Source organism: Micromonospora sp. NPDC047707, assembly GCF_040704235.1.
Taxonomy (GTDB): Bacteria; Actinomycetota; Actinomycetes; order Mycobacteriales; family Micromonosporaceae; genus Micromonospora.
The window spans coordinates 69,748-92,607 of the sequence record NZ_JBEYSU010000025.1; the positions used below are offsets into that span (position 1 = coordinate 69,748).

17 protein-coding genes and 1 pseudogene are annotated in these 22,860 nt (G+C 72.4%); 9 read left to right on the forward strand and 9 right to left on the reverse strand.

Going from position 1 to position 22,860, the window contains the following annotated elements:
• Nucleotides 1–98: 98 nt before the first annotated feature.
• From AB0873_RS23310 to AB0873_RS23325, 4 genes are all read left to right on the forward strand, one after another.
• Nucleotides 99–923 carry an MBL fold metallo-hydrolase gene (locus AB0873_RS23310; protein WP_366602113.1) on the forward strand — a complete coding sequence of 275 codons (825 nt, stop codon included), beginning with the start codon at nucleotides 99–101 and terminating at the stop codon, nucleotides 921–923.
• Nucleotides 920–4,489: an adenylate/guanylate cyclase domain-containing protein gene (locus AB0873_RS23315; protein ID WP_366602115.1), complete on the forward strand. Its 3,570-nt coding sequence runs from the start codon at nucleotides 920–922 to the stop codon at nucleotides 4,487–4,489. Before AB0873_RS23310 ends, AB0873_RS23315 begins: the two co-directional genes overlap by 4 nt.
• Before the next feature lie 131 nt (nucleotides 4,490–4,620).
• Nucleotides 4,621–5,100 carry a hypothetical protein gene (locus AB0873_RS23320; protein ID WP_155329852.1) on the forward strand — a complete coding sequence of 160 codons (480 nt, stop codon included), beginning with the start codon at nucleotides 4,621–4,623 and terminating at the stop codon, nucleotides 5,098–5,100.
• Nucleotides 5,101–5,160: 60 nt separating this feature from the next.
• Nucleotides 5,161–6,606, forward strand: a complete 1,446-nt coding sequence (locus AB0873_RS23325) for a serine/threonine-protein kinase (protein ID WP_196255892.1) — start codon at nucleotides 5,161–5,163, stop codon at nucleotides 6,604–6,606.
• On the opposite strand, the gene AB0873_RS23330 is transcribed toward AB0873_RS23325, so the two are convergent.
• Entirely contained in the window at nucleotides 6,586–6,915 is a 330-nt protein-coding gene (locus tag AB0873_RS23330) for a hypothetical protein (protein WP_366602117.1), read from the reverse strand. The two genes, AB0873_RS23325 and AB0873_RS23330, sit on opposite strands and share 21 nt — an antisense overlap.
• Before the next feature lie 224 nt (nucleotides 6,916–7,139).
• On the opposite strand from AB0873_RS23330, the gene AB0873_RS23335 reads away from it, so the two are divergent.
• The 3 genes from AB0873_RS23335 (at nucleotide 7,140) to AB0873_RS23345 (ending at nucleotide 11,161) form a co-directional block, all read left to right on the forward strand.
• A complete protein-coding gene (locus AB0873_RS23335; protein ID WP_366602119.1) occupies nucleotides 7,140–8,915 on the forward strand; it encodes an alpha/beta hydrolase in 1,776 nt (591 codons plus the stop codon).
• Between the two features lie 117 nt (nucleotides 8,916–9,032).
• Nucleotides 9,033–9,956 (forward strand): transporter substrate-binding domain-containing protein, encoded by a 924-nt coding sequence (locus tag AB0873_RS23340; RefSeq protein ID WP_366602121.1) that lies wholly within the window; start codon nucleotides 9,033–9,035, stop codon nucleotides 9,954–9,956.
• Between the two features lie 242 nt (nucleotides 9,957–10,198).
• Nucleotides 10,199–11,161, forward strand: a complete 963-nt coding sequence (locus AB0873_RS23345; RefSeq protein WP_366602123.1) for a hypothetical protein — start codon at nucleotides 10,199–10,201, stop codon at nucleotides 11,159–11,161.
• Here the strand turns inward: AB0873_RS23345 and AB0873_RS23350 are convergent.
• Nucleotides 11,160–11,357: pseudogene (locus tag AB0873_RS23350) on the reverse strand (hypothetical protein); the annotation flags it as partial. The gene AB0873_RS23345 and the pseudogene AB0873_RS23350 sit on opposite strands and share 2 nt — an antisense overlap.
• Entirely contained in the window at nucleotides 11,354–11,572 is a 219-nt protein-coding gene (locus AB0873_RS23355; RefSeq protein WP_366602125.1) for a hypothetical protein, read from the reverse strand. The pseudogene AB0873_RS23350 and the gene AB0873_RS23355, both read right to left, overlap by 4 nt.
• 365 nt (nucleotides 11,573–11,937) lie before the next feature.
• Between AB0873_RS23355 and AB0873_RS23360 the strand changes: the two genes are divergently transcribed.
• A complete protein-coding gene (locus AB0873_RS23360) occupies nucleotides 11,938–12,738 on the forward strand; it encodes a GntR family transcriptional regulator (RefSeq protein WP_366602127.1) in 801 nt (266 codons plus the stop codon).
• A 12-nt stretch (nucleotides 12,739–12,750) separates the two neighbouring features.
• Entirely contained in the window at nucleotides 12,751–13,422 is a 672-nt protein-coding gene (locus AB0873_RS23365; protein ID WP_366602129.1) for a 2'-5' RNA ligase family protein, read from the forward strand.
• A 334-nt stretch (nucleotides 13,423–13,756) separates the two neighbouring features.
• Here the strand turns inward: AB0873_RS23365 and AB0873_RS23370 are convergent, their stop codons facing one another.
• The 6 genes from AB0873_RS23370 to AB0873_RS23395 all read right to left on the reverse strand — a co-directional run bounded on the left by AB0873_RS23370 (nucleotide 13,757) and on the right by AB0873_RS23395 (nucleotide 22,712).
• Nucleotides 13,757–14,920: a hypothetical protein gene (locus tag AB0873_RS23370; protein ID WP_366602130.1), complete on the reverse strand. Its 1,164-nt coding sequence runs from the start codon at nucleotides 14,918–14,920 to the stop codon at nucleotides 13,757–13,759.
• Nucleotides 14,921–15,000: 80 nt separating this feature from the next.
• Complete coding sequence (locus tag AB0873_RS23375; RefSeq protein ID WP_366602132.1) at nucleotides 15,001–16,164, reverse strand: acyl-CoA dehydrogenase family protein; 1,164 nt, start codon at nucleotides 16,162–16,164, stop codon at nucleotides 15,001–15,003.
• A complete protein-coding gene (locus AB0873_RS23380) occupies nucleotides 16,161–18,284 on the reverse strand; it encodes a biotin carboxylase N-terminal domain-containing protein (protein ID WP_366602134.1) in 2,124 nt (707 codons plus the stop codon). The genes AB0873_RS23375 and AB0873_RS23380 overlap by 4 nt, the downstream gene beginning before the upstream one ends.
• Before the next feature lie 11 nt (nucleotides 18,285–18,295).
• Complete coding sequence (locus tag AB0873_RS23385; RefSeq protein WP_366602136.1) at nucleotides 18,296–19,897, reverse strand: carboxyl transferase domain-containing protein; 1,602 nt, start codon at nucleotides 19,895–19,897, stop codon at nucleotides 18,296–18,298.
• Complete coding sequence (locus tag AB0873_RS23390) at nucleotides 19,894–21,033, reverse strand: acyl-CoA dehydrogenase family protein (protein ID WP_366602138.1); 1,140 nt, start codon at nucleotides 21,031–21,033, stop codon at nucleotides 19,894–19,896. The genes AB0873_RS23385 and AB0873_RS23390 overlap by 4 nt, the downstream gene beginning before the upstream one ends.
• A complete protein-coding gene (locus AB0873_RS23395) occupies nucleotides 21,030–22,712 on the reverse strand; it encodes an acyclic terpene utilization AtuA family protein (RefSeq protein WP_366602140.1) in 1,683 nt (560 codons plus the stop codon). The genes AB0873_RS23390 and AB0873_RS23395 overlap by 4 nt, the downstream gene beginning before the upstream one ends.
• Nucleotides 22,713–22,860: the final 148 nt, after the last annotated feature.

Sequence of the window (22,860 nt, forward strand, 5' to 3'; positions counted from 1 at the left end):
TGCACCTTCCGCCCGGCAAAGGCCCTGAACGGGCACGAAGCGGGGACCGGAAGTGCAAGATCGCGGGGCGTGGTGGCGGGGGTCGTACGATCGCAGCCATGGGCGGGCACTTCACGGCACCGGCGGCGGCTCTCGCGGACGAGCTGCCGGGCTGGGTCACGTTGCTGCGGGCGCCCAACCCGGGGCCGATGACGCTCGACGGCACCAACACCTGGGTGCTGCGGGCCGCCCCCGGTGAACCGGCCGTGGTGGTCGATCCGGGGCCGGCCGACGACGGCCATCTCGCCGCGATCGCCGCGCAGGGGCCGGTCGGGCTCGTCCTGATCACCCACGGCCACCCGGACCACACCGACGGCTCGGCGCCCCTGCACGACCTGCTCGGCGGGGTTCCGGTCCGCGCCGCCGACCCCGCGCACACCATCGCCGCGGAGCCGGTCGGCATCGGTACGCCGCCCGCCGTCCCCGGCATCGACCTGCGGCTGGTGCCGACGCCCGGCCACACCGGTGACTCCGTCTGCTTCCTGGTCGAGCACCAGGGCCAGCGCGTCGTCCTCACCGGCGACACGATCCTGGGCCGCGGCACCACCGTCGTCGCCCACCCGGACGGGCACCTCGGGGACTATCTGAGCAGCCTGGAGCTGCTCTCGACGTACGCCCGGATCCCGGCCCTGCCCGGCCACGGCCCGGCGCTGGCCGACTGCGCCGCGGCGGCCGAGTTCTACCTGGCCCACCGGCGGGCGCGGCTCGACCAGGTTCGGGCCGCGCTGGACGCCGGCGCAACCACCGCCGCCGAGGTCGTCGCGATCGTGTACGCGGACGTGGACCGCTCGCTGTGGTGGGCGGCGGAGTGGTCGGTGCGGGCGCAGCTCGAGTACCTGGGCCGGGAATCCGGCGACACCGGCGCGGGGTTGGAGCAGACGTGACCTGCCCGGTGTGTGGAACCGTCGCCGTACCCGGCGCGCGGTTCTGCCACAACTGCGGGGCTGCGCTGCCGGCCGCCGCGACGCTCCCGGCCACCGAGCGCCGGGTGGTCACCGTGCTCTTCGGCGACCTGTCCGACTTCACCTCCTGGTCGGAGGATCTCGACCCGGAGCGGGTCGGTGCGGTCACCGACCGGGTGCTGGCCGCGCTCGCCGGTGCGGTCAAGACCTTCGGCGGGCACGTCGACAAGCTGACCGGCGACGGGATCATGGCGGTCTTCGGCGCGCCGGTCGCCCACGAGGACGACGCCGAGCGGGCGGTGCGGGCCGCGCTGTCGATGCAGCGGGCGGTCCGCCGGGTGCTGGACGACGAGCGCGGCGGCGGCGCGCCGCTGGGCCTGCGGGTCGGCCTGAACACCGGGGACGTGATCGCCGGGATCCAGGCCGCGATCGAGTACACGGTCATCGGCGACACGGTCAACACCGCCGCCCGGCTGGCCGACGCCGCCGCCGTCGGCGCGGTGTACGGCGGCGCGCGGACCGCCGCCGCCACCCGGCACGTCGCGTCCTGGCGGGCGCTGCGCCCGCTGCGGCTCAAGGGCAAGCGGGAGCCGGTCGAGGCGTACGAGCTGCTGGGCCTCCTGGACGCCCCGGGCACCCGGTCCGGCCTCGGCGACGAGGCCCCCTTCGTGGGCCGGGAGACCGAGATCGGCCGGGTGGCCGGCCGGCTGGCCGAGGTGGTCGACCGCAGCGAGCCCCGGGTGCTGCTGATGACGGCCGAGGCGGGCATCGGCAAGTCCCGCTTCGCCGCCGAGGTGGAGCGCCTCGCCGCCGGCTACGACGTGGGCGCCGGCCGGTTCGCCGCCCACACCGGCGCGCGGGTGCTCTCCGTCCGGTGCGCGGCCTTCGGCGAGCGGCGCCGGCTCGCGCCCCTCGCGGACCTGGTGCGCGCCGCGGTCGGCCTGCCCACCGACGCGGCCACCGCGCTGACCCGTCCCGCCGTCGAGGAGCGGCTGCGCCGGCTCGGCCAGCGGCTCGGCCGGGCCGGGGGCGAGCCCGCCCCGATCGCCACCGATCAGCTGCTGGCCCTCCTCGGGTACGCGGAGCTGCCCGCCGGCGGCCCCACCGACCAGGGCGAGTGGAGCTCCGCCGGGCAGGCCGTCGACGCCGAGGCGGTGCCGAACGCGGTGGCCGACCTGCTCAGCGCCCTCGCCGGTGAGGCGCCCCTGGCGGTCGTCGTCGACGACCTGCACGACGCCACCGCCGAGACCATCAAGGCGCTCGGGTTGACCCTCAACCGGCTCAGCGGCCCGGTGCTGGTGCTGCTGCTCGGCCGGCCCGAGCTGGTGCGTACGGCCGGCGCGCTGACCCGCGTCTCGGACGCCGAGGTCCACGCCCTGCCCCCGCTGCGCGGCGCCGACGCGGCCCGGCTGCTCACCAGCTACCTCGGTGGCGGCCGGCTGCCGCAGGCCGACGCCGACCGGCTGCTCGCCACCGCGCAGGGCAACCCGTTCTACCTCGCCGAGCTGGTCACGCTGCTGATGGAGCGGGGCGCGCTCACCGCGGGCACCGGCAACTCGTGGCGGCTCGCGCCGGGCTCGCTCGGCAGCCGGCTGCTCTCCAGGGACCTGGCCGCCGTGCTCGCCGCGCGTATCGACGCGCTGCCACCGGACGCCCGGTCGGCGCTGCGAGACGCGGCGGTCGTCGGGGACAGCGTGCCGGCCGGCACCCTGGAGGCGCTCCGCGAGCAGCGCGCCGGCCGGGACGGCCGGCCGGCGGCGGTCGTCGCCGTCGAGCTGGAACGTGCCGTCGAGGAGCTGCTGCAACGGCGCATGCTGCACCGCACCCGCGCCGGGTACGCGTTCGCCACCCCGCTGATGCGGGAGGCCGCGTACTCCGGGGTGAGCAAGGCGGAACTGGCCGAGCGGCACGCCGCGCTCGCCCGCTGGGCCGCGGCCGACCCGCCGGCCGGCGCTCCGGTGCCCGGCGGGTTCACCGAGGCGGCCCGGGACGATTTCGTGGCCGCGCACGTCGAGCGGGCCACCGCGCTCGCCGACGCGGTCGGCCTGCGCCCGGACGCGCCCGCCCGGACGGTGGTCCCGCTGGGGATCGCCGCGCTGGGCCGCGCCGCCCGCCGGTCCCTGCAGGCCGGCGAGCCGGCGATGGCCGTCGAGTACGCGGAACGCGCCGCCGAACTGGCCCGTGGCGCCGTGCCGGCGGCCGACCGGGTGGTGCACGCGCGGGCACTGCTCCAGATCGGCCGTCCGGCCGACGCGCTCGCCTCCGCCGAGAAGATCGCCGCCAACGCGGGCGACGAGGCGGCGACCCGGGCCAGCGCCCTGCTCCTCGCCGGCCAGGCGCACCAGACGATGGGCGACCACGGCCGGGCGGTGGCCTGCTGGCAGGAGGCGTTGCAGGTGGCCACCGCGCACGGGCTGCCGACGCTGCGTGCCTCGGCGATGCGCCGCCTCGGCATGGCCGACTTCATCGCCGGCCGGCTCGGCCAGGCGAGCAGCCGGCTCGCCGCGTCGTACCAGGTCAGCCTGTCGGTGCAGGACCGCCGCGGGCAGGCCTGGTCGTTGCAGAACCTGGCCTGGGTCACCACCACCCGGGGGGACTTCGCCGGCACCGACGCCGTGCTCAGCCGGGCCGCCCGGCTGTTCGCCGAGCTGAAGGACCCGTACGGGAGGGCCTGGCTGCGCGGCACGACCGCGTTCGCCCGGCTGCTCGCCGGCCGGCTGCGGGAGGCCTGCCGGCTGGCGCAGGTCTTCCTGCCCTTCGGGGAGCGGGTCGGCGAGGAGTGGGCGGTGGGCACGCTGCGCGGGGTGGAGGCGTTCGCCACCGCCGAGCTCGGCGACCTGGCGGAGGCGGACCGGTTGGCCCGGCGCGCGTACCGGGACTTCGCCGCCGTCTCCGACGAGTGGGGGCGTGGTTTCGCGCTGGTGGTGCGGGGCGTCATCGCGCGGAGCCTGGGCGAGCCGGAGCACGCCGCCGACCTGCTCACCGACGCGCTGGGGTTCGCCAACCGCACCTCGCACCCGTTGCTCACCGGCATGGCGGGCACGCTGCGCGGGTTCGTGGCGCTGGACATGGGCGCCCACGACCTCGCCGAGCGGGACGCCCGCGCCGTCCTGACCGCCGTCGAGCCGCACAACCCGCAGGCTCCCGCCCAGGTGGCGCCGCGGGTGCTGCTGGCCACCGCGCGGCTCGCCGCCGGTGATCCGGGCACCGCCGTCGGGCTGCTCGCCCCGGTCGCCACGGCCGCTCTCAACGCGCCGTCGCTGCTCTTCTCCCGCCGCCAGACGCTGGCCCGGTACGCGTCCGCCCTGCTCGCGTACGGCCAGCGGGAGCAGGCGCTGGACTGGGCGCGACGGGCCGTCGCCGCCCCGGCGGAGGACGTGCGCAGCCAGGTGATCGCGGCCAGCGTCCTCGCCGAGGCGCTCGCCGCCTGCGGCCGTCCCGTCGAGGCGCTGGCCAGCGCGGAGGAGGCGGTCCGCCTGGCGTACGCCACCGAGCAGCGCAGCGAACGCCGCAACGCCGACGCGCTCCGCGCCCGCCTCACGATCTGAGCGCCGCCGCCCGAGCCGAACTGCCGTGTGGCACAGGTTTTGACGGTTTCGCCGATGTGGTTGTCGGGGGCGGTCGTTAGCGTGTGGGGGCCGGACGCGGGGCACGACCGCGCCGGCCGGGGAGGGGTCCGATGAAGCTGCCGCGTTCCGCCGCCGGCTGGACGATCGCGGTCTTTGGCGTACTCGCGCTGGTCATGGGCGCGGTCGGGCTGATCTGGCCGGAGGCGCTGCTGCGACTGCTCGGCTTCGAGGTGCCCGCGTCGCGGGCGGCCGGTGACTACACCGGCACCTTCCTGACGGCGTCCTCGATGGCCTCGTTCAACATGGGGGTCTACTACCTGCTCGCCACCGCGACCGAGTGGCGGCCCTTCTACCGGTTCACCGTCTGGTTCCGGCTGGTCACCTTCACCGTGTTCACCATCGCGGTGCTGGCCGACGTCGCGCCGGGCCGGTTCTTCGGGGTGGCCGCCTGGGAGGGGCTGGGCGCGCTGGCGACCGCCGCCGGCCTCTGGTGGGACGCCCGCCGGGGTGGCGCCGCATCGACGGCCGCCACCGCCACGACGCCCGCTGATCGGGCCGCGCCGCCGTCCGCGGCGGACGCGGTTCACTGAGCGGCCGGCCGGATTCGGTATTTTCAAGCTGTGACCGACACCCCGCCCGGCGCCCTGCCGATGCCCATCGTGCCTGGTCTGACTGATTTGCGGGTGTTCGCCCGGGGCGGCTACGCGACGATCTACAAGGCCACCCAGATCTCGGTGGGGCGCGAGGTGGCGGTCAAGGTGGAGAACCGCACGCTGGACAGCGAGCGGGACCAGGCGCGGTTCCTCCGGGAGGCGCGCGCGGCGGGGCGGATGTCGTCGCACCCGCACGTGGTCGACCTCTTCGACGTCGGGGTCACGGTCGACCAGCACCCCTACCTGATCATGGAACTCTGCGACGGGTCGTACGCCGAGCGCATGCGCACGTCCCCGCTCGGCCCGCTGGAGGCCCGCGACCTCGGGGTGAAGATCGCCGACGCGATCGCCCACTCCCACGCGGCCGGCGTGCTGCACCGCGACGTCAAGCCGGCGAACATCCTCTACTCGCACTTCAACCCGGCGGTGCTGGCCGACTTCGGGCTCGCCGTCGTCGCCGAGATGCGCGACGCCTCGGTCGCCCTGGAGGTGCTCACCCCGGCGTACGCGCCACCGGAGATGTTCAACCACAGCCCGCCCTCGCCAGCCGTCGACGTGTACGCGCTCTGCGCCACCCTCTACGCGGTGATGCACGGCCGGCCGCCCCGCTGGCGCTCCGAGCGCAACCCGAGCCTGGTCACCGTGCTGGAGATGTTCCACCAGCCGGTCCCCGGCCTGCCCGGTGTGCCGGAGGACCTGGTCGACATCCTCCGCGCCGGCATGTCGAACGATCCGGGGGCGCGGCCGTCCGCGGCCGAGCTGAAGGCCCTGCTGGCCGACCTGCCGCTCAGCGGCGCGGTGCCCGGTCACGGCAGTTCCCCGGTCCACGGTGGAGGCACGTCGTCCGGGCCGTACGCCCTCGGCCGGTCCGCCCGGCCCGCGCCCCGCCCGCCGGTGGAGGACCCGCACCCGACCGTGCCGACCGACGGGCGGCGCCGGCGCCGCTGGTTCCTCGGCGGCGCCGGTGTGGTCGCGCTCGCCGCCGCGGCCGGTGCCGGTGCCTGGCTGGCCGCCGGGGCGACCGCGCCGCTGCCGCCGCCGACCACCGACGTCGCGTCCCACCTGCGGCCGGCCTGTGCGCAGGTGGCCGAGCTGCCCGCCGGGGCGCGGTGCGGCGACGAGTTGGAGTGCTTCGGGCCGATGGAGGTGCGTGGTGCGCGGGCCCGGGCGGCGCGGGTGCCGTGTGCCGGCGAGCACACGTGGGAGAGCTACGTCGAGGGCGTGCTGCCCGACACGCTGCTCGGTGCCGGCTACGACGAGGTCAGCAGCGACCCCGCCGTACGGCGTGTCTGCAACGCGACGACCTTCCGGTTGACCAGCGGCATGACGTACACCGACGGGTGGAACCTGGAGGTGCTCCCGCCGGACGCCGCCGACCGGACCTACCGCTGCCTGGCCGGGCGCGGCCTGGACGCGCTCGCGTCACCGACCTTCGTCAGCTGACGGCCCCCGGTAGCGGTCGCGCATCGCGCGCACCGCCTCCCGGTTGCCGAGGGTTTCCAGCGTGTCGGCGTCGACGGCGTGCAGGGCGTCGGCCGTCGGGGGCGACACGGGGACGGCGGGCGGCTCACGGCCGTCCCGGGCGGCCGCCACGGCCACGCCGCAGACCGCCGTCGACAGGACGCAGAGCAGCGCCAGGATGACCGCGAGGAGATCCTGGCGGCGCAGCACGAGCAGCGTCACGAGCAGAGCGACCGCCGCCACTCCTGCGACGAGCGCCACCAGCCGCGCGTCGGGCCTGCGTTCCGTCACCCGTCCAGGATGTCCATGGATAGCCGGCTGTCAACCCGCCGACCCGTCGACGGTCGAGATCGGGTCGATAACAGCGTCGGGCATGAACTTTTCGTTACACCGTCGCGCATGTTGTCTGAAATGCGGCTCTTGCGGGCGCGACATTCATTGCCTGCGATCTCTAGAGTGACGGGGGTCGAGCGACACCTCGACGAGTTCCCTGTCGTCCACCGGAAGGCGTCCACATGCCACGACGAACCCGGTCCCTCGCCGCCGCCGGCATCGCCGGCATCCTCCTCAGCGGACTCGCGGTCGCACCCGCGCAGGCCGGCTGGGGTCGGCCCGTCACGTCCGACCGCACCAGCCCCGCCGAGGCGCGGCGGGTCGACCGCGTCCCCACGCCCAAGCTGGACTGGTACGCGTGCTACGACTACGCCGAGTGCGCCACGGTCGAGCTGCCGCTGGACTACGACCAGCCGAAGGGCGCGACGACCGAGATCGCCCTGCTGCGGGTCAAGGCCCGCGACCAGAAGAACCGGATCGGCAGCCTCTTCGTCAACCCGGGCGGCCCGGGTGGCTCCGGCACCGACATCGCGCTCGCGGCCCCGTACTTCCTCGGCGACGAGGTGCTCGACCGCTTCGACGTGGTCGGTGTGGACCCGCGCGGCGTCGCCGCCAGCGAGCAGGTGCGGTGCTTCCCGTCGGTGAAGGAGCAGACCAAGGCGTACGCCGGGCTGAACGTGGCGTTCCCCTGGACGAAGGCGGAGGAGAAGGCGTACGTCACGTCCTCGAAGGCGGTCGGGAAGGGCTGCTCCACGACGGGGAAGCCGCTCAGCGGCGCCATGTCCACCGCCGAGGTCGCCCGCGACATGGACGTGCTGCGCCGGGCGGTCGGCGACCGGAAGCTGACGTACCTCGGGTTCAGCTACGGCAGCATCCTCGGGCAGTACTACGCGAACATGTTCCCGGACCGGGTCCGCGCCCTGGTGATCGACGGTGTGCTCGACCCGAACGCGTGGGTGGGGCAGGGCAAGGCGCGCAACGTCACCCAGGAGGACCGGATGCGCAGCGCCCAGGGCGCGTACAAGGCGCTGCGCGAGATCCTGGACCGGTGTGAGAAGGCCGGCGAGGAGCTGTGCTCCCTGGCCGCCGGGGACCCGGTCGCCTCGTACGACCTGGTGGCCAGGCGCCTGCGGGCCAAGCCGGTCGTCATCGACGACCCCGACCTGGGCCAGTTCACCGTCACCTACGCGGACTTCGTCGGAGCCACCCTGGGTGGCCTCTACGGCCCGTTCGGGTACGAGCAGGTCGTCGGCCTCACCGCCGAGCTGCTGGTGCTGACCGACCCGGCCGCCTCCTCGGCCGCGAAGACCGAGGCGAAGGCCGGTGTGGTCCGGCTCGCCGCGCAGGCGCGCCAGCAGCGGAAGTTCGACTTCCCGTACAACAACGGGCTGGAGACCTTCCTCGGCGTGGACTGCACCGACGGCAACCACCCCAAGAACGCCGGCTCGTGGCCGGCGCGGGCGGCGAAGGCCGACAAGCGGGACCCGTACTTCGGTCGCTTGTGGACGTGGGCCACCTCGCCGTGCGCCCGCGACACGTGGACGGTGCGCGACGAGGACCGGTACACCGGGCCGTTCAACCGGAAGACGAGCGCGCCGGTGCTGGTGGTCGGCAACTACTGGGACCCGGCCACCAACTACCGGGGCGCGGTCGCCGCGGCGAAGCTCCTGCCGAACAGCCGCCTGCTCAGCAGCGACAGCTGGGGCCACACCGCGTACGGGACGTCGGCCTGTGTGACCGGCGCGGTCGACGCGTACCTGATCCGGGGCAAGCTGCCCGCGAAGGGCACCGTCTGCACCGGTGACATCCAGCCGTTCGTGCCGCTGGAGGCGCCGGCGGCGACCGAGCGGGCGTCGAAGGACCAGCGCGCCCAGGACGGCGCGCGGCGCGGTGACCGCAAGCAGCTCCCGCCGGTGGTGGCGCCGCTGCCCGCGGTCGGCACGCTGACGGTGCGCTGACAGACCCCGGGGTACGGCGGGCGATCGGGCGCCTGCCGTACCCCGGTTCTTTCTCGCGCTCGACGGCGCCCGCTACCGTCGGTTTCCCACAGGCTCCGCCGCGTAGCGAGGTGATCCATGTCCCGGTTCCGTTCGGTCGCCACCACCGTCGCCGTGGCGACGACGCTGCTCCTGGCCGCGGCCGCCGGCTGCGACAGCCAGCGGGAGCCGGACCTGCCCTCGGTGCAGGAGAAGCTCCGCGAGTCGCACATCTGGGGCCAGCCCGTCCTGCGGATCGGGGTGGCGGACGACGAGCCGCTGATGGGCGAGGTCCGCAACGGGGCGCACATCGGCTTCGACGTCGAGATCGCCCGCTACATCGCCGCCTCCCTCGGGTACGAGGGGGAGCAGCGGGTCGAGTTCGTGAACGTGTCCACCGAGGACCGCATCCCCGCCCTCCAGGGCGGCGTCGTCGACTTCGTGGTCTCCAGCTTTTCCATCACCGACGAGCGCAAGAAGCTGGTCAGCTTCGCCGGGCCGTACTTCGTCACCACCCAGGAGGTGCTGGTCCCGACCCGGCACAAGGACGCGATCCGCACCATCGAGGACCTGCGGAACCCGAAGTACAAGATCTGCACCAGCGGCGGTTCCACCACCGAGGCGGAACTGGAGAAACACCAGGTCCCCACGGTCGTGGTGAAGGACGTCTGGGACTGCGTCGAGGGCATCCGCGCCGGAAAGTACGACGCCGTCAGCTCCGACGAGACGATCCTCGCCGGCTTCCTGGCCCGCCACCCGACCGAGTTCGAGATCGTCGACATGCCGTTCGGCACCAGCGAACTGCTCGGCGTCGGCGTACCGATCGGCGACCCGGCGCTGCGCGACCTGGTCGCGTACTTCCTCGACAAGAGCTACCAGCAGGGGCGCAACGGGCAGACCAGCCCGTGGCAGACCGCGTACAACCGGACGCTCGGGCCGTGGCTGCGCGCGGAGAAACGGCAGCCGCAGCCGCTCGACGTACCGAAGCTGGTCGACTTCGACGACAAGGCGCCACGGCGATGAGCACGGCGGCGGCCACTGCCTCCGGTGACCCGGACGCCGGCGGCCCGACGCCGCCAGTACCGCGTTCGCCGGCACCACCGGCTGCCTCGCCTCCTGCACCTGTCCCGCCGTCGCCGTCACCGTCGGCGGCGGGCGCGGCGCAGGTACCGGCGCAGGAGTTGCCGGTCGGGTCTCCGCCGTCGGCTGCGGGGCGGCCGGCTCCCGTCGCCGCCCGGACGGCACCCGCCGGCGGTTGGGACCAGGTGGAGCGGCGGGCGCGGGCCAGCCAGTCGTTCTGGACGGCCGTGGTCGGCGTGCCGGCGATCTTCTCGGTGCTCCGGCTCGGGGTCGAGGCCGGCGGCGAGTTGCAGACGACGCTGCTGCTGGTGGCCAACGTCGGGCCGATCAACCTGCTGGCCGGGTTTCTCACCACGGCGGCCCGTCTGCTCGCCACCGCGCTCGTCGCGGTCTTCGCACTCGGGGCGGTGCTCGCCGCCAGCACGGAAGGTGCCGCGCGCCGGCCCCTCTTCGCCCGCTGGGTGGAGGTCACGCCGACCTGGTTCGTGGCGGCGAGCTTCCTGATGGCCCTGGTCACCTGGCCGCTGCTGTACCTGCCGCTACTGGTGCCGGCGGCCTTCGCGGCGTTCCAGGTGCGGCCGGAACGGCTGCACGAGCAACCCGTGGCCCGGGTGCTCGTCATCGCGGCGGTGTTCGGCGGTTACCTGTTCCTGCTCGTGCCGACGTTGCGGGACGCATGGCGGCTCGAAGAGTGGCTGGCGATCGTGCTGCTGGTCGTACCGCCGCTGCTGGCGCTCTTCATCGCCGGACCGCTGCCCGGGGTGGTGATCCGGCCGCTCGCCTCGCTCACCCAGCTCGCCGTGCTGGCCATGCTGGTGTGGGTGGCACTGCCGGTCATCAGCACGCCGGTGCTGCCGCTCACCGTGACGACGGTCGGGGACTCCGCCGGGGCCTCTGCCGGGGTTTCCGAGGACATCCGGGGGCACGTGGTGACCACCGACGACGTCAACATGGTGATCCTCCAGGAGCGCGGCGGTGTGCGCTACGTGCCGGTGGGACAGGTGCGCGCGCAGGTGCTCTGCCCTTCGGAGGAGGAGCTGCCCCGACACCGGCTGCGGATCCACGACTTCCATGTCGAGGACTCACTGTTGGAGGGGCTGGGCCGGCGGGTCCGCCCGGTGCACCGGGTGGATGCTGCGTGCCGGTGAGTCCTGCCTGTTGTACGTAGATCGTGCGGCGGGCAATGGCATCGCCCTTGGCGTTGAGCTGGTAGCCGTCGAGCCAGACCCAGCCGTCGTACACCCAGTCGAGGACTCTGATCAGGCGGAACCAGATCGGGTTCAGGAACTGGACGCTGGCGGCTCGGCCGATGTGGAGCAGGTCGCCGGCTCGCAGGTCGGTCATGGGAGCCAGCCGAGGAAGCGGCGGTGGAGCAGGCCGGCCGGTGCCCAGGACATGTCCTGAGTCGCGGCTACGAGGCAGGAGCCGAGGTAGAGCGCGAGGGATACGGGGGCGTCCTGGTACTCGGCTTTGAGTTCGTTGCGTCGGGTGCGGCAGGGCCAGGGGGCGCCGCAGCCGCCGCACGTCCAGATTGGCAGGACCGGCCCGTGCGTGGTCATCGGCCTGCACCTGGCCAGTGGCCCCGATTGATCGAGACGCGATGTCTTGCCTGGCAGGGCAGCGTGCTTCCGCATCGGCAGACCCGCTGCCACTTCTGCCATGACCACACGGGACGGTGCCGGCGGGCCATCGTCAGGGCAACTGCGGCCACGTACTGGTCGTAGGTGACGTGCCTGCTCATCCGGCCCTCCTCGTGTGAGGGGCATGGCGGCCGGGCCACGCACGGTCATCCGGCCGCCACTCTCATCCAACTTCTTGGCTGGGTCCTCTAGTCCTCTAGAGGAGTTGCCTGAGGAGAAGGTAGGGCCGATCGCCGGACAGCGTCAAGTCCTCTAGAGGACTAGAATGTCGGAGGGAGGTCAAGATGACTGGCGATCTGGGAGCGAAGGCGCCCAAGTATCAGCGCATTGCAGATGAGCTACGGCGGGACATCAAGAACGGCATCTACAAGCCAGGGGAACGGCTGCCGGCCGAAGCCGCACTGCTTGAGCGCTTCCGGGTGGCCTTCCCCGGCCTGTCGCTTGAGACGATGCGGAGCGCCATCCGGGTTCTGCGTGCCGAAGGGATCGTTGAGGCTCGCCACGGCGTCGGCACCTTCGTCAGCGCCAACCGCCGGCTCCAACGTCGTTCCCGCGATCGCTACGGGCGCGCCCGCACGGATGGCAAGCTGCTCACGGCGCACCTGCGGCATGAGATCCCCTTTGCAGGGCGGGGCCCGGTCCCCGAGCACGTCGCGGAGGCGTCGGGCATGGAGACGGGTGACGAGGTGGTCATTCGGTGTCGCGTGCTGTTCGACCGCGAGACGGGCAAGCCCCAGGAGGTCGGCGCGAGCTATCTGCCGTTGGAGTTCGCCGGCGGGACCCTCCTGGAGGAGCCCACGGTAGTGCCCAAGGCGCTGTTTCTCTGCGTGGAGGAGTTGAGCGGCAAGCAGTACAGACACGCGCGAGACCACTGGCGGTGGAGGATGCCGACGCCCGCCGAGGCGGACGCCCTCCAGATTCCGCGCGGCACGGGCGTGGCCCACCTGATCCACGTCGCCAAAGCAGAGGATGACACCCTCCTCGAAGTCTCCGAGTCGGTGTGGCCGGCCGACCGCATCGAGATCATCGATGAGTACGACGTGACCCAGGAGGCCGAGGACGCCGATGGACTCTCGGACATCTAGCTAGGGGGCATCGTGTCTGCTTCTGTCGAGCACGTCGACCAGATGCGGGACCACTGGTGGTGGCGGCCGGGCTGGCGAGTGGGCCGCCACTTCTACGCCTGCCACTTCGTCATGGGCGATCACAGCGAACTGGTGGAGCTGGTGCAGCGCTACCAAGAGGTGCTGCGCCCGTTCCCGCGCCTCGATCTCATACCCGCAGCCTGGCTCCACCTGACCATGCAGGGAATCGACTTCGTCGATGAAGTAGACGAGGAGCAGGTTGCCCTGCTGAAGCAGGCAATCCGCGGGAAGCTGGCGCAGGTGCCCGCACCGGTCGTGACGTTCCACCGACCCGTCGTGCGACCCGAAGCTGTGTACCTGCTAGCCGAGCCGCCGGCACCCATTGCTGCTGTAAGGGAGGTGGTCAGAGCGGCCATCGGGGAAGTGCTAGGAGCCGATGTCGTGGAGTTGACGCCGGAGCGTAGGCAGGGCTATCGCCCACACGTCAGCCTGGCCTACTCAAACGCCATTCAACCTGCGGGACCCATCGCCACAGCACTGGCCCAACTTGAGGTGGACCCGGTGACCTTAACCCTGGATCGTCTTGGTCTTCTGGAGTTCCACCGCGATCACCGCATGTACCAGTGGACACGATCGGAGCAGATGACACTCGGGCGCTGCTGCCGGCATTCATCCACGGTGTAGGCCAACTGAGGCAGGCAGGACTAGTCAAAGTCCTTCAGCCCCAGTCCTGCTTGGCGCTCAGCCAGACTGCGGTAGGCGGCGCTTTGAAGGACAGCACGAGTCCTAGCGACCTCCCTCGCCTTTCGGTCGAATGCCACATGATCGACGTCACCGTCGAGGACCGACGACCCCTTGACCCCCAGAGATCGGCAATGCGGTCTGGTCTGGCTTGTCCCGCTGGTCGACGGTCCGATGGAGGCCGCCATAGCGCCGCTCGGTGTCGTCGGTTGCTGTACTCCGCTGCTGTACCGAGTTGAGCCGGTCCGTCACGACGGGACGTAGGCGATGAGTCGGGCTACCGGCACGCTTCGCACTGGGTCGGTTTTCGGCCTCGGGTACGGATCCTCTCGAAGGAACCGCCGCAACTACGACAGACGAGGATTTCCACCACTGCCGTTCCGGCGGCGGCGATCCGCTGCTTCTCAGCCGAGTGCTTGGCCGCCTTGTCGTTCTGTGCACTGTCGCGCCGTCGTCCTGACTGCTCACCCGCGCCCTCCAGCTTTCGGGTGTAGGCCGCGACGCGCTTTTCAAGATCCGATACTGCCTCGGGCCGGGCGGCATCCGAACCGTACAAAGCGATACCGCGCCTGGCCCACCAGAGCGCCTGGTCCCAGTTCTTGGCCTTTTGTTGGCGTATGGCCATCTGGGTGTACGATTCGAGCAGCGGAATCACTTGAAACTTCTCGAAGAGGGCCGTTCGGATCACGTCCATCTCGGCATCGTGCTGCCGACAGGCCGAGTCGTATTGCTCTAGCGCCGAGTCGAACGCGTCACGGGAGCGGTATAGCCGTCGTTCCAGTTCACAGAACATGAAATGACGATCGATTGGGTCGGGATCCTCTCGAAGCAGGACCGTGAGCTTCTTGATGGCGGCAAGATGGTCCACAGGTAGATCTTGGTACCAAGAAAGGTCGTAGGAATCGTCATCGGCGTCCGTAGCGGCCGCCGCAGACAGGCCCGTACGCATCGTTAGCTGCAATACCGGCTCGGGAGCCACAACCTGCGCCAAGCCGAAGTCTTGCGGGTTGTGGGACAGCCAGACGCCGAGCATGCCCGGTCCGTCCGATCTAATTCCACCGCCGACAACCACGCCACCGAGGGCGATACGCCGCCCATGCCGCGCTTCAAGCGCCAGCAGTCCCGAACGATAGTCAGCCGCATCGGCACGCGAGAGGTAGCCGACTCTCGAACCTGAAATCCAGACTGAGATGGCATTGGAATCGTACGGGTTATCGGTTTCGGGAATCAGAACAGCATGGATGCTGCATCGGATGCGTTCCCGCGTCCGCCCCCCGACGACTTGCCAGAGAGCCTCCTGATAGTTGCTTTCACCGACGACCTCGAGGTCCTCTCCCCCGGGAAGGAGCACCGGCGTCGACGGCTGCGCCTTCGTCTTCGGCGGGTTCACGACCGATGTGGCTCGGCGCGCACTACCGAACCATCGCTGGAACATGGCCATATCGCATCTTGTAACGAGGCCCAGTGGGATACATCGCCCAACAGGCCAAGATGGCCCTACGAATGGCCGATCGAGCTCTCTCAATAAGACTTGTCTTGGCCGAGGACGTGTTGGGCGACGAAGTTGAGGATCATCTCCCGGCTGACCGGGGCGATCCGGCCCGCCCGTACCGCCCCGAGCAGCGTCGCCACTCCGTACTCCGTGGTCATGCCGGCTCCGCCGAGCGCCTGGACAGCCGTGTCCACGGCCAGAGCCGCCGCCTCGCCGGCCGCGTACTTCGCCATGTTGCCGGCGACGCCGGCCTCCAGGTCGCGGCCGGCGTCGTACAGCACCGCCGCCTTCTGAATCATCAGCCGGGCCAGCTCCACCTGCACCGCCGCGTGCGCCAGCGGATGCGACACCCCCTGGTGGGAGCCGATCGTCCGCCCACCCCACACCGCACGGGTCGACGCGTACTCCGACGCGCGCTCGATCGCGTACCGGCCGGTTCCGGCGCCCATCGCGGCGACGGTGATCCGTTCCGGGTTCAGACCGGAGAACAGGGCCGGCAGACCCGCCTCCACCGACTCGCCGACCAGCGCGTCACCGGGCAGGCGGACGTCGTCCAGGTAGAGCAGGAACTGGTTCTCCGGGGACAAGATTTCCATGTCCAGCTTGGACCAGGTCAGCCCGGCCACGTCGGTCGGCACGATGAACAGCGCCGGCTTGAGCTTGCCGCTCACCGCGTCCTCGGTGCGGGCCACCACCAGCACGTGGCCGGCGTCGTCGACCCCGGAGATGTAGCACTTGCGGCCGGAGAGCACCCAGTCGTCGCCGTCGCGGCGGGCGACCGTGCCGAGGCGGTGGAAGTTCGAGCCGGCCTCCGGTTCGGTGATCGCGAAGACGATCTTCTGGGAGCCGTCCGCCAAGCCGGGCAGGTGGCGCTTGCGCTGCTCGTCGGTGCCGTGCCGGTTGATGACCGTGGCGGCGATGGCGGGGGAGACCACGAGCAGCAGCAGCGGGCAGCCGGCCGCGGCCAGCTCCTCGCAGACGATGGCCAGCTCGGTGATGCCGCCGCCCCCGCCGCCGTACTCGGTCGGGATGTTCACGCCCAGGTAGCCCAGCCGGCCGGCCTCGTTCCACAGCTCGGTGGTGTGCTCGCCGGCCTTGGCCTTCTCCACGAAGTACCGGTGGCCGTACCGCTTGCCCAGCGCCCGCACGGCGTCGCGGAGCTGGTCCTGCTCGGGGGTGAGGTCGAAGTTCATGACTGAGCCTCCTCAAGGGGGTTGACCACGGCCAGCACGGCGCCGGTGTCGACCTGGCCGCCGGCGGCGACGGGCAGCTCGGCGACCACGCCGTCGGTGGGGGCGAGCACGGGGTGTTCCAGCTTCATCGCTTCCAGGGTCAGCAGCAGGTCACCGGCGGCGACCCGCTGCCCGACCTCGACGTGTACCCGGGTCACCGCGCCGGGCAGCGGCGCGAGCAGCGACCCGGCGGCCAGCTCCGCGGTGGTCAGGGGGAAGCGCGGCAGCTCGGCCAGGCTCGCCGCCCCGCCCGGGCCGTCCACGAAAATCTCCGACCCCTGACGGTGTACGCGGTACGCCCGCCGCACCCCGTCCACGTCGAGCACGACGTGCTCCGGGGCGGCCTCGACCAGGGCGACGGCCGGCGCACCGCCGGACCCGTCGGAGTTCGTGCCCTCGCCGGCCGGTGTCGGCGAGCCGCCGCCCGACGTGGTGTCGCCGCCTACCCCGCCCCTGGCGGCCGGGTCGGTGCCAGAAGTCGGGGATCCCGCCGAGGCAGTCCGTCCGGAGGCGGCCGGCGAGGTCGACCATTCGGCGAGCCGCCCAGCGCGGTCCAGCCGGTAGCAGACCTCGATTTCGCCGCCGTCCCGTCCGGCAAAGCGAGCGACCTGCGGAAAGGCGGGGACGTTGCGCCAGCCGGACGGCAGCCCGGCCAGCACCGACGCGAAAGCGCGGCGGTCGGCCGCCGAGGCGAGGGCCGCCGCCAGGGCGACCAGGGGGACCACTTCGGCCGGCAGCAGGGGCTCGAAGACCTCGGGGTGCCGGTCCAGGAAGCCGGTGTCGACGTCGACGGCGGCGAACTCCGGGCTGCGCAGGACGCGGACCAGCAGGTCCCGGTTGGTCGCCACGCCGTGCAGCTCGGCCCGAGCGAGAACGCCGGCCAGAACGCGGGCTGCCTCGGCGCGGGTGGGCGCCCAGGCGATCACCTTGGCGAGCATCGAGTCGTAGTGGACGCTCACCGCCGAGCCGTCGACCACGCCGGAGTCCAGCCGCAGGCCCGACCCGGCCAGCGGACCGAACTCGGCAGCCACGCCGGGCAGGGCGAACCGGTGCAGGGTGCCCGTCGCCGGCCGGTAGCCCTGGGCCGGGTCCTCGGCGCAGAGGCGTACCTCGATCGCGTGGCCGACCGGCGGCGGGGTCGCCGCCAGCGGCAGGGGCTCGCCCTCGGCGACGAGCAGTTGCAGCCGGACCAGGTCCAGGCCGGTGGTGAGTTCGGTGACCGGGTGCTCGACCTGGAGGCGGGTGTTCATCTCCAAGAAGAAGATGTCGCCGTCCGGCGCGAGCAGGAATTCGACCGTGCCGGCGCCGACGTAGTCGACCGCCCGGCCGGCGGCCACGGCCGCCTCGTGCAGCCGCTCCCGCACGTGCGGCGGGAGGACGCCGGGTGCCTCCTCGACGATCTTCTGGTGGCGGCGCTGGATCGAGCACTCGCGGACGCCGAGGGCGATCACCGTCCCGTACACGTCGCCGAAGATCTGCACCTCGACGTGGCGGCCGCGTTCGACGTACCGCTCGATGAAGACCGTGCCGTCGCCGAACGCCGCGGCCGCCTCGCGGCGCGCGCTGGCGACGGCCTCGGCGAGCCCGGCGGCGTCGCGGACCACGCGCATGCCGCGCCCGCCGCCCCCGGCGGACGCCTTCACCAGCACCGGGAAGTCGGTGACCTGGTGGGCGTCGGTCCAGGTGGGCAGCATCGGTACGCCGGCCTCGGCGAGCAGCGCCTTCGCGGCCATCTTGTCGCCCATCGCGGCGATCGCCTTGGCGGGTGGCCCGACCCAGGTCAGGCCGGCGTCGGTGACCGCCGTGGCGAACTCGGCGTTCTCGGCGAGGAAGCCGTAGCCCGGGTGGATGGCGTCCGCGCCGGCCTTGCGGGCCGCGTCGAGGATGAGGTCGATCCGGAGGTACGTCTCGGCGGGCGTGTTCCCGGGCAGGCGGACGGCCTGGTCGGCCTCGGCGACGAAGGGCGCGTCGGCGTCGGCGTCGGAGTGCACGGCGACCGTCTGCACGCCGAGGGTGCGGCAGGTGGCGAAGATCCGGCGCGCGATCTCGCCCCGGTTGGCGACCAGCAGTCGGGTGATCATGAGTGGTCCCCTCACATCCGGAAGACGCCGAAGCCGTCGGCGCCCTTCACCGGTCCGTTGTGGATCGCCGACAGGCAGAGCCCGAGGACGGTACGGGTGTCCCGGGGGTCGATCACGCCGTCGTCGTAGAGCCGGCCGGAGAGGAAGAGCGCCCCGGACTGGGACTCGATCTGCTGCTCGACCATCATCCGCATCGCGGCGTCGGACTCCTCGTCGTACTCGCGGCCCTTCGCGGCGGCGGCCTGCCGCGCCACGATCGACAGCACGCCGGCGAGTTGCGCCGGGCCCATCACCGCCGACTTGGCGTTCGGCCAGGTGAACAGGAAGCGGGGCTCGTACGCCCGGCCACACATGCCGTAGTTGCCGGCGCCGTAGGAGGCGCCGAGGTTGACGGTCAGGTGCGGCACCGTCGAGTTCGACACCGCGTTGATCATCAGGGCGCCGTGCTTGATGATGCCCCGCTGCTCGTACTCGGTGCCGACCATGTAGCCGGTGGTGTTCTGGAGGAAGATCAGCGGGGTGTTGGACTGGTTGGCGAGCTGGATGAACTGGGCCGCCTTCTGCGCCTCCGCGCTGAACAGCACGCCCCGGGCGTTGGCGAGGACGCCGACCGGATAGCCGTGCAGCTCGCCCCAGCCGGTGACCAGCGCGGTGCCGTAGCTCGGCTTGAACTCGTCGAACTCGCTGCCGTCCAGCACCCTCGCGAGGACTTCGCGGGGGTCGAACGGCACCTTGAGGTCGGCGCTGGCGATGCCGAGCAGGTCCTCCGGGTCGTACTTCGGCGGTTGCGGGCGGCTCGTGCGGGGCGGTGGGCCCTGCTTGCGCCAGTTGAGCCGGCGTACGCACTGCCGGGCCAGCCGGATGCCGTCCCGCTCGTCCTCGGCCAGGTAGTCGGCCAGGCCGGACGTCGAGGCGTGCATGGCCGCCCCGCCGAGCGACTCGTCGTCGGCGTCCTCGCCGGTCGCCATCTTCACCAGCGGCGGCCCGGCCAGGTAGACCTGCGACCGGTCCCGGATCATGATCACGTGGTCGGACATGCCCGGCACGTACGCGCCCCCGGCGGTGGCGTTGCCGAAGACCACGCTCACCGTGGGGATCTTCGCCGCGGAGAGCCGGGTCAGGTCACGGAACACCCGCCCGCCGGGGATGAAGATCTCCGCCTGGGTGGGCAGGTCCGCACCGGCCGACTCGACCAGGTTGACCATCGGCAGGCGATTCGCCAGGGCGATCTCGCCGGCCCGCCGGGTCTTCGCGAGCGACCAGGGGTTGACCGCGCCGCCGCGTACCGTCGGGTCGTTGGCGATGATCAGGCACTCGACGCCCTCGACCACGCCGATGCCGGTCACCACGCTGGCACCGACCGGGAAGTCCGTCCCGTACGCGGCGACCGGCGACAGCTCCAGGAACGGGCTGTCCGGGTCGAGCAGCAGCTCGATCCGCTCGCGGGGGAGCAACTTGCCGCGCTTGTGGTGGCGGGCCACGTACTTCTCGCCGCCGCCGGCGCGGGCCTGGTCGAGCGCGGTGTCCAGCTCGGCGAGGCGTTCCAGCAGGGCTTCCCGGTTGGCCAGGACCGCCGGGGAGGCAGGGTCGATCGCGGTGTCGAGTGTGGTCACAGGCCCATGCCCTTCGCGATGATCTCGTTCATGATCTCGGTGGTGCCGCCGCCGATGCCGAGGATGCGCTGGTCCCGGTAGTGCCGCTCCACCTCGGCGTCGCGCAGGTAGCCGAAGCCGCCGTGCAGTTGCAGCGCGGCGTCGACCACCTCGGCGCAGGCGGCCACGGCGACGTTCTTGGCCATCGCCACCTCGCTGATCACCGGCTCCCCGGCGGCGACGCGTTCGGCCACCGCGAGCACGTACGCGCGGGCCGCCTCGGCGCGGGTGTGCATCTCGGCCAGCCGGTGCCGGACGAGCTGCCGGCTCGCGAGGGGGCGGCCGAACGTCTCCCGGTCCCGGCACCAGCGGGTGGCCAGGTCGACACAGCGCTGCGCCGTCGCGTACGCCTGGACGGCCAGGGAGATCCGCTCGGAGGCGAAGTTCCGCATGATCGCGAGGAAGCCGGTGTTCTCCGCGCCGACCAGGTTCGTCACCGGCACCCGGACGTCGGCGAAGGACAGCTCGGCGGTGTCCGAGCAGTGCCAGCCGAGCTTCTCCAGCCGCCGCCCGACGGTGAAGCCGGGCGCACCCTTCTCGACCACCAGCAGCGAGATGCCGCCCGCGCCCGGCCCGCCGGTGCGGACCGCGGTGGTCACGAAGTCGGCGCGGTGGCCGCTGGTGATGTACGTCTTCGCGCCGTTCACCACGTAGTGGTCGCCGTCGCGGCGGGCGGTGGTACGCAGGCTCGCGACGTCCGAGCCGCCGTCCGGCTCGGTGACGGCGAGCGCGCCGATCATCGTGCCGGCGAGGGTCGGGCGGACGTACCGGTCGATGAGGTCACCACTCCCGGCCGCGACGATGTGCGGCACTGCGATGCCGTGCGTGAACAGCGCCGCGATCAGGCCCGACGAGCCGCCCGACCGGATGATTTCCTCGGTGACGGTGATGGAGTCGAGCAGGTCGCCGCCGCTGCCGCCGACCTGTTCGGGGAAGCCGATGCCGAGCAGGCCGAGCTTCGCGGCGGTGGCGTGCAGGTCGCGGGGGACCTCACCGGCCCGCTCCCAGTCGTCGAGGTGCGGAAGCACCTCCCTCGTCACAAAAGTCCTGGTCAGCTCGCGGAGCTGCCGGCGTTCTGGGGTGTCCACGATGGTCATGACGTCGCCTCCCCGAGCGCCGGCAGGTCGACGACGCGGGAGCGGAGCAGTTCGCCGAGCGCCTTGGCTTGCGGGTCGAAGCGGGTCGAGGCGGCCACCCCCTGCCCCAGCAGGCCCCGGATGACGAAGTTGACCGCGCGCAGGTTCGGCAGCTCGTACCGCTCGACGGTCAGCGGCGCGGTCTCCGGCAGCAGCTCGGCCAGCCGCTCGACGGTCAGCCAGCCGCGCAGCCAGGCCCAGGTCGCGTCGGTCCGCGCCCAGACACCCAGGTTCGCGTCCCCACCCTTGTCCCCCGACCGCGCCCCCACCAGCTCCCCCAGCGGGCCGCGCCGGGTCCGGTGCAAGGAAGGGCCCCTTGTTAACGCCTGGTGTTGTACAAGGGGCCCTTCCAAACGCGTCACCGGTGGCGGGGGGATCGGTACGCGCTGGCCGTCGGGGAGGACGGCCACGTGCTCCACCGCGTCCTGCGGCACGGTGTCGGCGGTGAAGACCCCGTACGGGGTCGCGTCGCCGGGCAGCGTCGTCAGCGTGCAGCCCGGGTAGGAGGCCAGGGCCAGCTCCACCGCCGCCGCCGAGAAGGCCCGCCCGGCCCGCGCCTTGTCGCCGTCCCGCAGGTGTACGTGCAGCAGCGCGCTCGCCGCCTCGGTGTCGTGGGCGTCGGCGTGATCGGTGCGGGCGAGGACGAACTCCAGCCCCTCCTTGCCGACCGCCTCCTCGATCTGACCGCGGACCAGGGCCGCCTTCGCGGGAATGTCCAGCCCGCACAGCACGAACGTCATCGAGTTGCGGAACCCGCCGAGGTTGTTGACGCCCACCTTGAGCGTGTCCGGCGGCGGTGTGCCCCGGACGCCGGACACCCGCACCCGGTCCGGCCCGTCCTGCGTGAGGTCCACGGTGTCCAGGCGGGTCACCACGTCCGGCCCGAGGTACGCCGGGCCGCCCACCTCGTACAACAGTTGGGCGGTGACCGTCTCGACGGTGACCGCCCCGCCGGTGCCCGGGTGCTTGGTGACGACCGACGAGCCGTCGGCGCGCAACTCGGCGAGGGGGAAGCCGGGCCGGTGCCCGCCGTCGGGCAGTTCGGTGAAGAAACTGAAGTTGCCCCCGGTCACCTGCGCCCCGCATTCGAGGAGGTGCCCGGCGACGGTCGCGCCGGCGAGCGCGTCCAGGTCGTCCCGCCTCCAACCGAACCGGGCGACGGCCGGCCCGACCACCAGGGACGCGTCGGTGACCCGCCCGGTGACCACCACGTCCGCTCCGCCGTCGAGGGCGGCGGCGATCCCGAACGCCCCGAGGTACGCGTTCGCGGTCAGCGCGTCCGGCCGGACGAGGGCGTCGCCCTCGACGTACCCGACCTTGACGTCCAGCCCGAGCCGCGCGGCGAGCGACCGGACGGCGGCGGCCAGGCCGGCGGGGTTGAGCCCACCGGCGTTGGTGACGATCCGGACACCCCGGTCCAGCGCGGTGCCCAGCGTGCCCTCGAGTTGACGGAGGAAGGTCTTCGCGTAGCCGAGGTCGGGGTCGCGTATCCGGTCCCGGCCGAGGATGAGCATGGTCAGCTCGGCCAGGTAGTCACCGGTGAGCACGTCCAGCTCACCGCCGTCGAGCATCTCCCGCCAGGCGGCGAACCGGTCGCCGTAGAAGCCGGAGGCGTTGCCGATCCGCAGGACGTCGCTCACCCCGTCACCCCGCTCCGTGCGACCGTGCGGGAGGTGGTTCGCTCGGTATGCCTGCTCATTGGTGCACCCTTGTCTCACTCGAGCTGATGTTGGTTCGAGTGCACCGGTGACCGTCGGGCCATCGCCCAGCTCGCTCGATCTTTGAGGT

Coding starts and splice junctions, on each gene's coding strand:
- AB0873_RS23310 (WP_366602113.1), top strand. CDS start 99: ATGGGCGGGCACTTCACGGCACCGGCGGCGGCTCTCGCGGACGAGCTG.
- AB0873_RS23320 (WP_155329852.1), top strand. CDS start 4,621: ATGAAGCTGCCGCGTTCCGCCGCCGGCTGGACGATCGCGGTCTTTGGC.
- AB0873_RS23325 (WP_196255892.1), top strand. CDS start 5,161: ATGCCCATCGTGCCTGGTCTGACTGATTTGCGGGTGTTCGCCCGGGGC.
- AB0873_RS23335 (WP_366602119.1), top strand. CDS start 7,140: ATGCCACGACGAACCCGGTCCCTCGCCGCCGCCGGCATCGCCGGCATC.
- AB0873_RS23340 (WP_366602121.1), top strand. CDS start 9,033: ATGTCCCGGTTCCGTTCGGTCGCCACCACCGTCGCCGTGGCGACGACG.
- AB0873_RS23355 (WP_366602125.1), bottom strand. CDS start 11,572: ATGACCACGCACGGGCCGGTCCTGCCAATCTGGACGTGCGGCGGCTGC.
- AB0873_RS23360 (WP_366602127.1), top strand. CDS start 11,938: ATGACTGGCGATCTGGGAGCGAAGGCGCCCAAGTATCAGCGCATTGCA.
- AB0873_RS23370 (WP_366602130.1), bottom strand. CDS start 14,920: ATGGCCATGTTCCAGCGATGGTTCGGTAGTGCGCGCCGAGCCACATCG.
- AB0873_RS23375 (WP_366602132.1), bottom strand. CDS start 16,164: ATGAACTTCGACCTCACCCCCGAGCAGGACCAGCTCCGCGACGCCGTG.
- AB0873_RS23380 (WP_366602134.1), bottom strand. CDS start 18,284: ATGATCACCCGACTGCTGGTCGCCAACCGGGGCGAGATCGCGCGCCGG.
- AB0873_RS23390 (WP_366602138.1), bottom strand. CDS start 21,033: ATGACCATCGTGGACACCCCAGAACGCCGGCAGCTCCGCGAGCTGACC.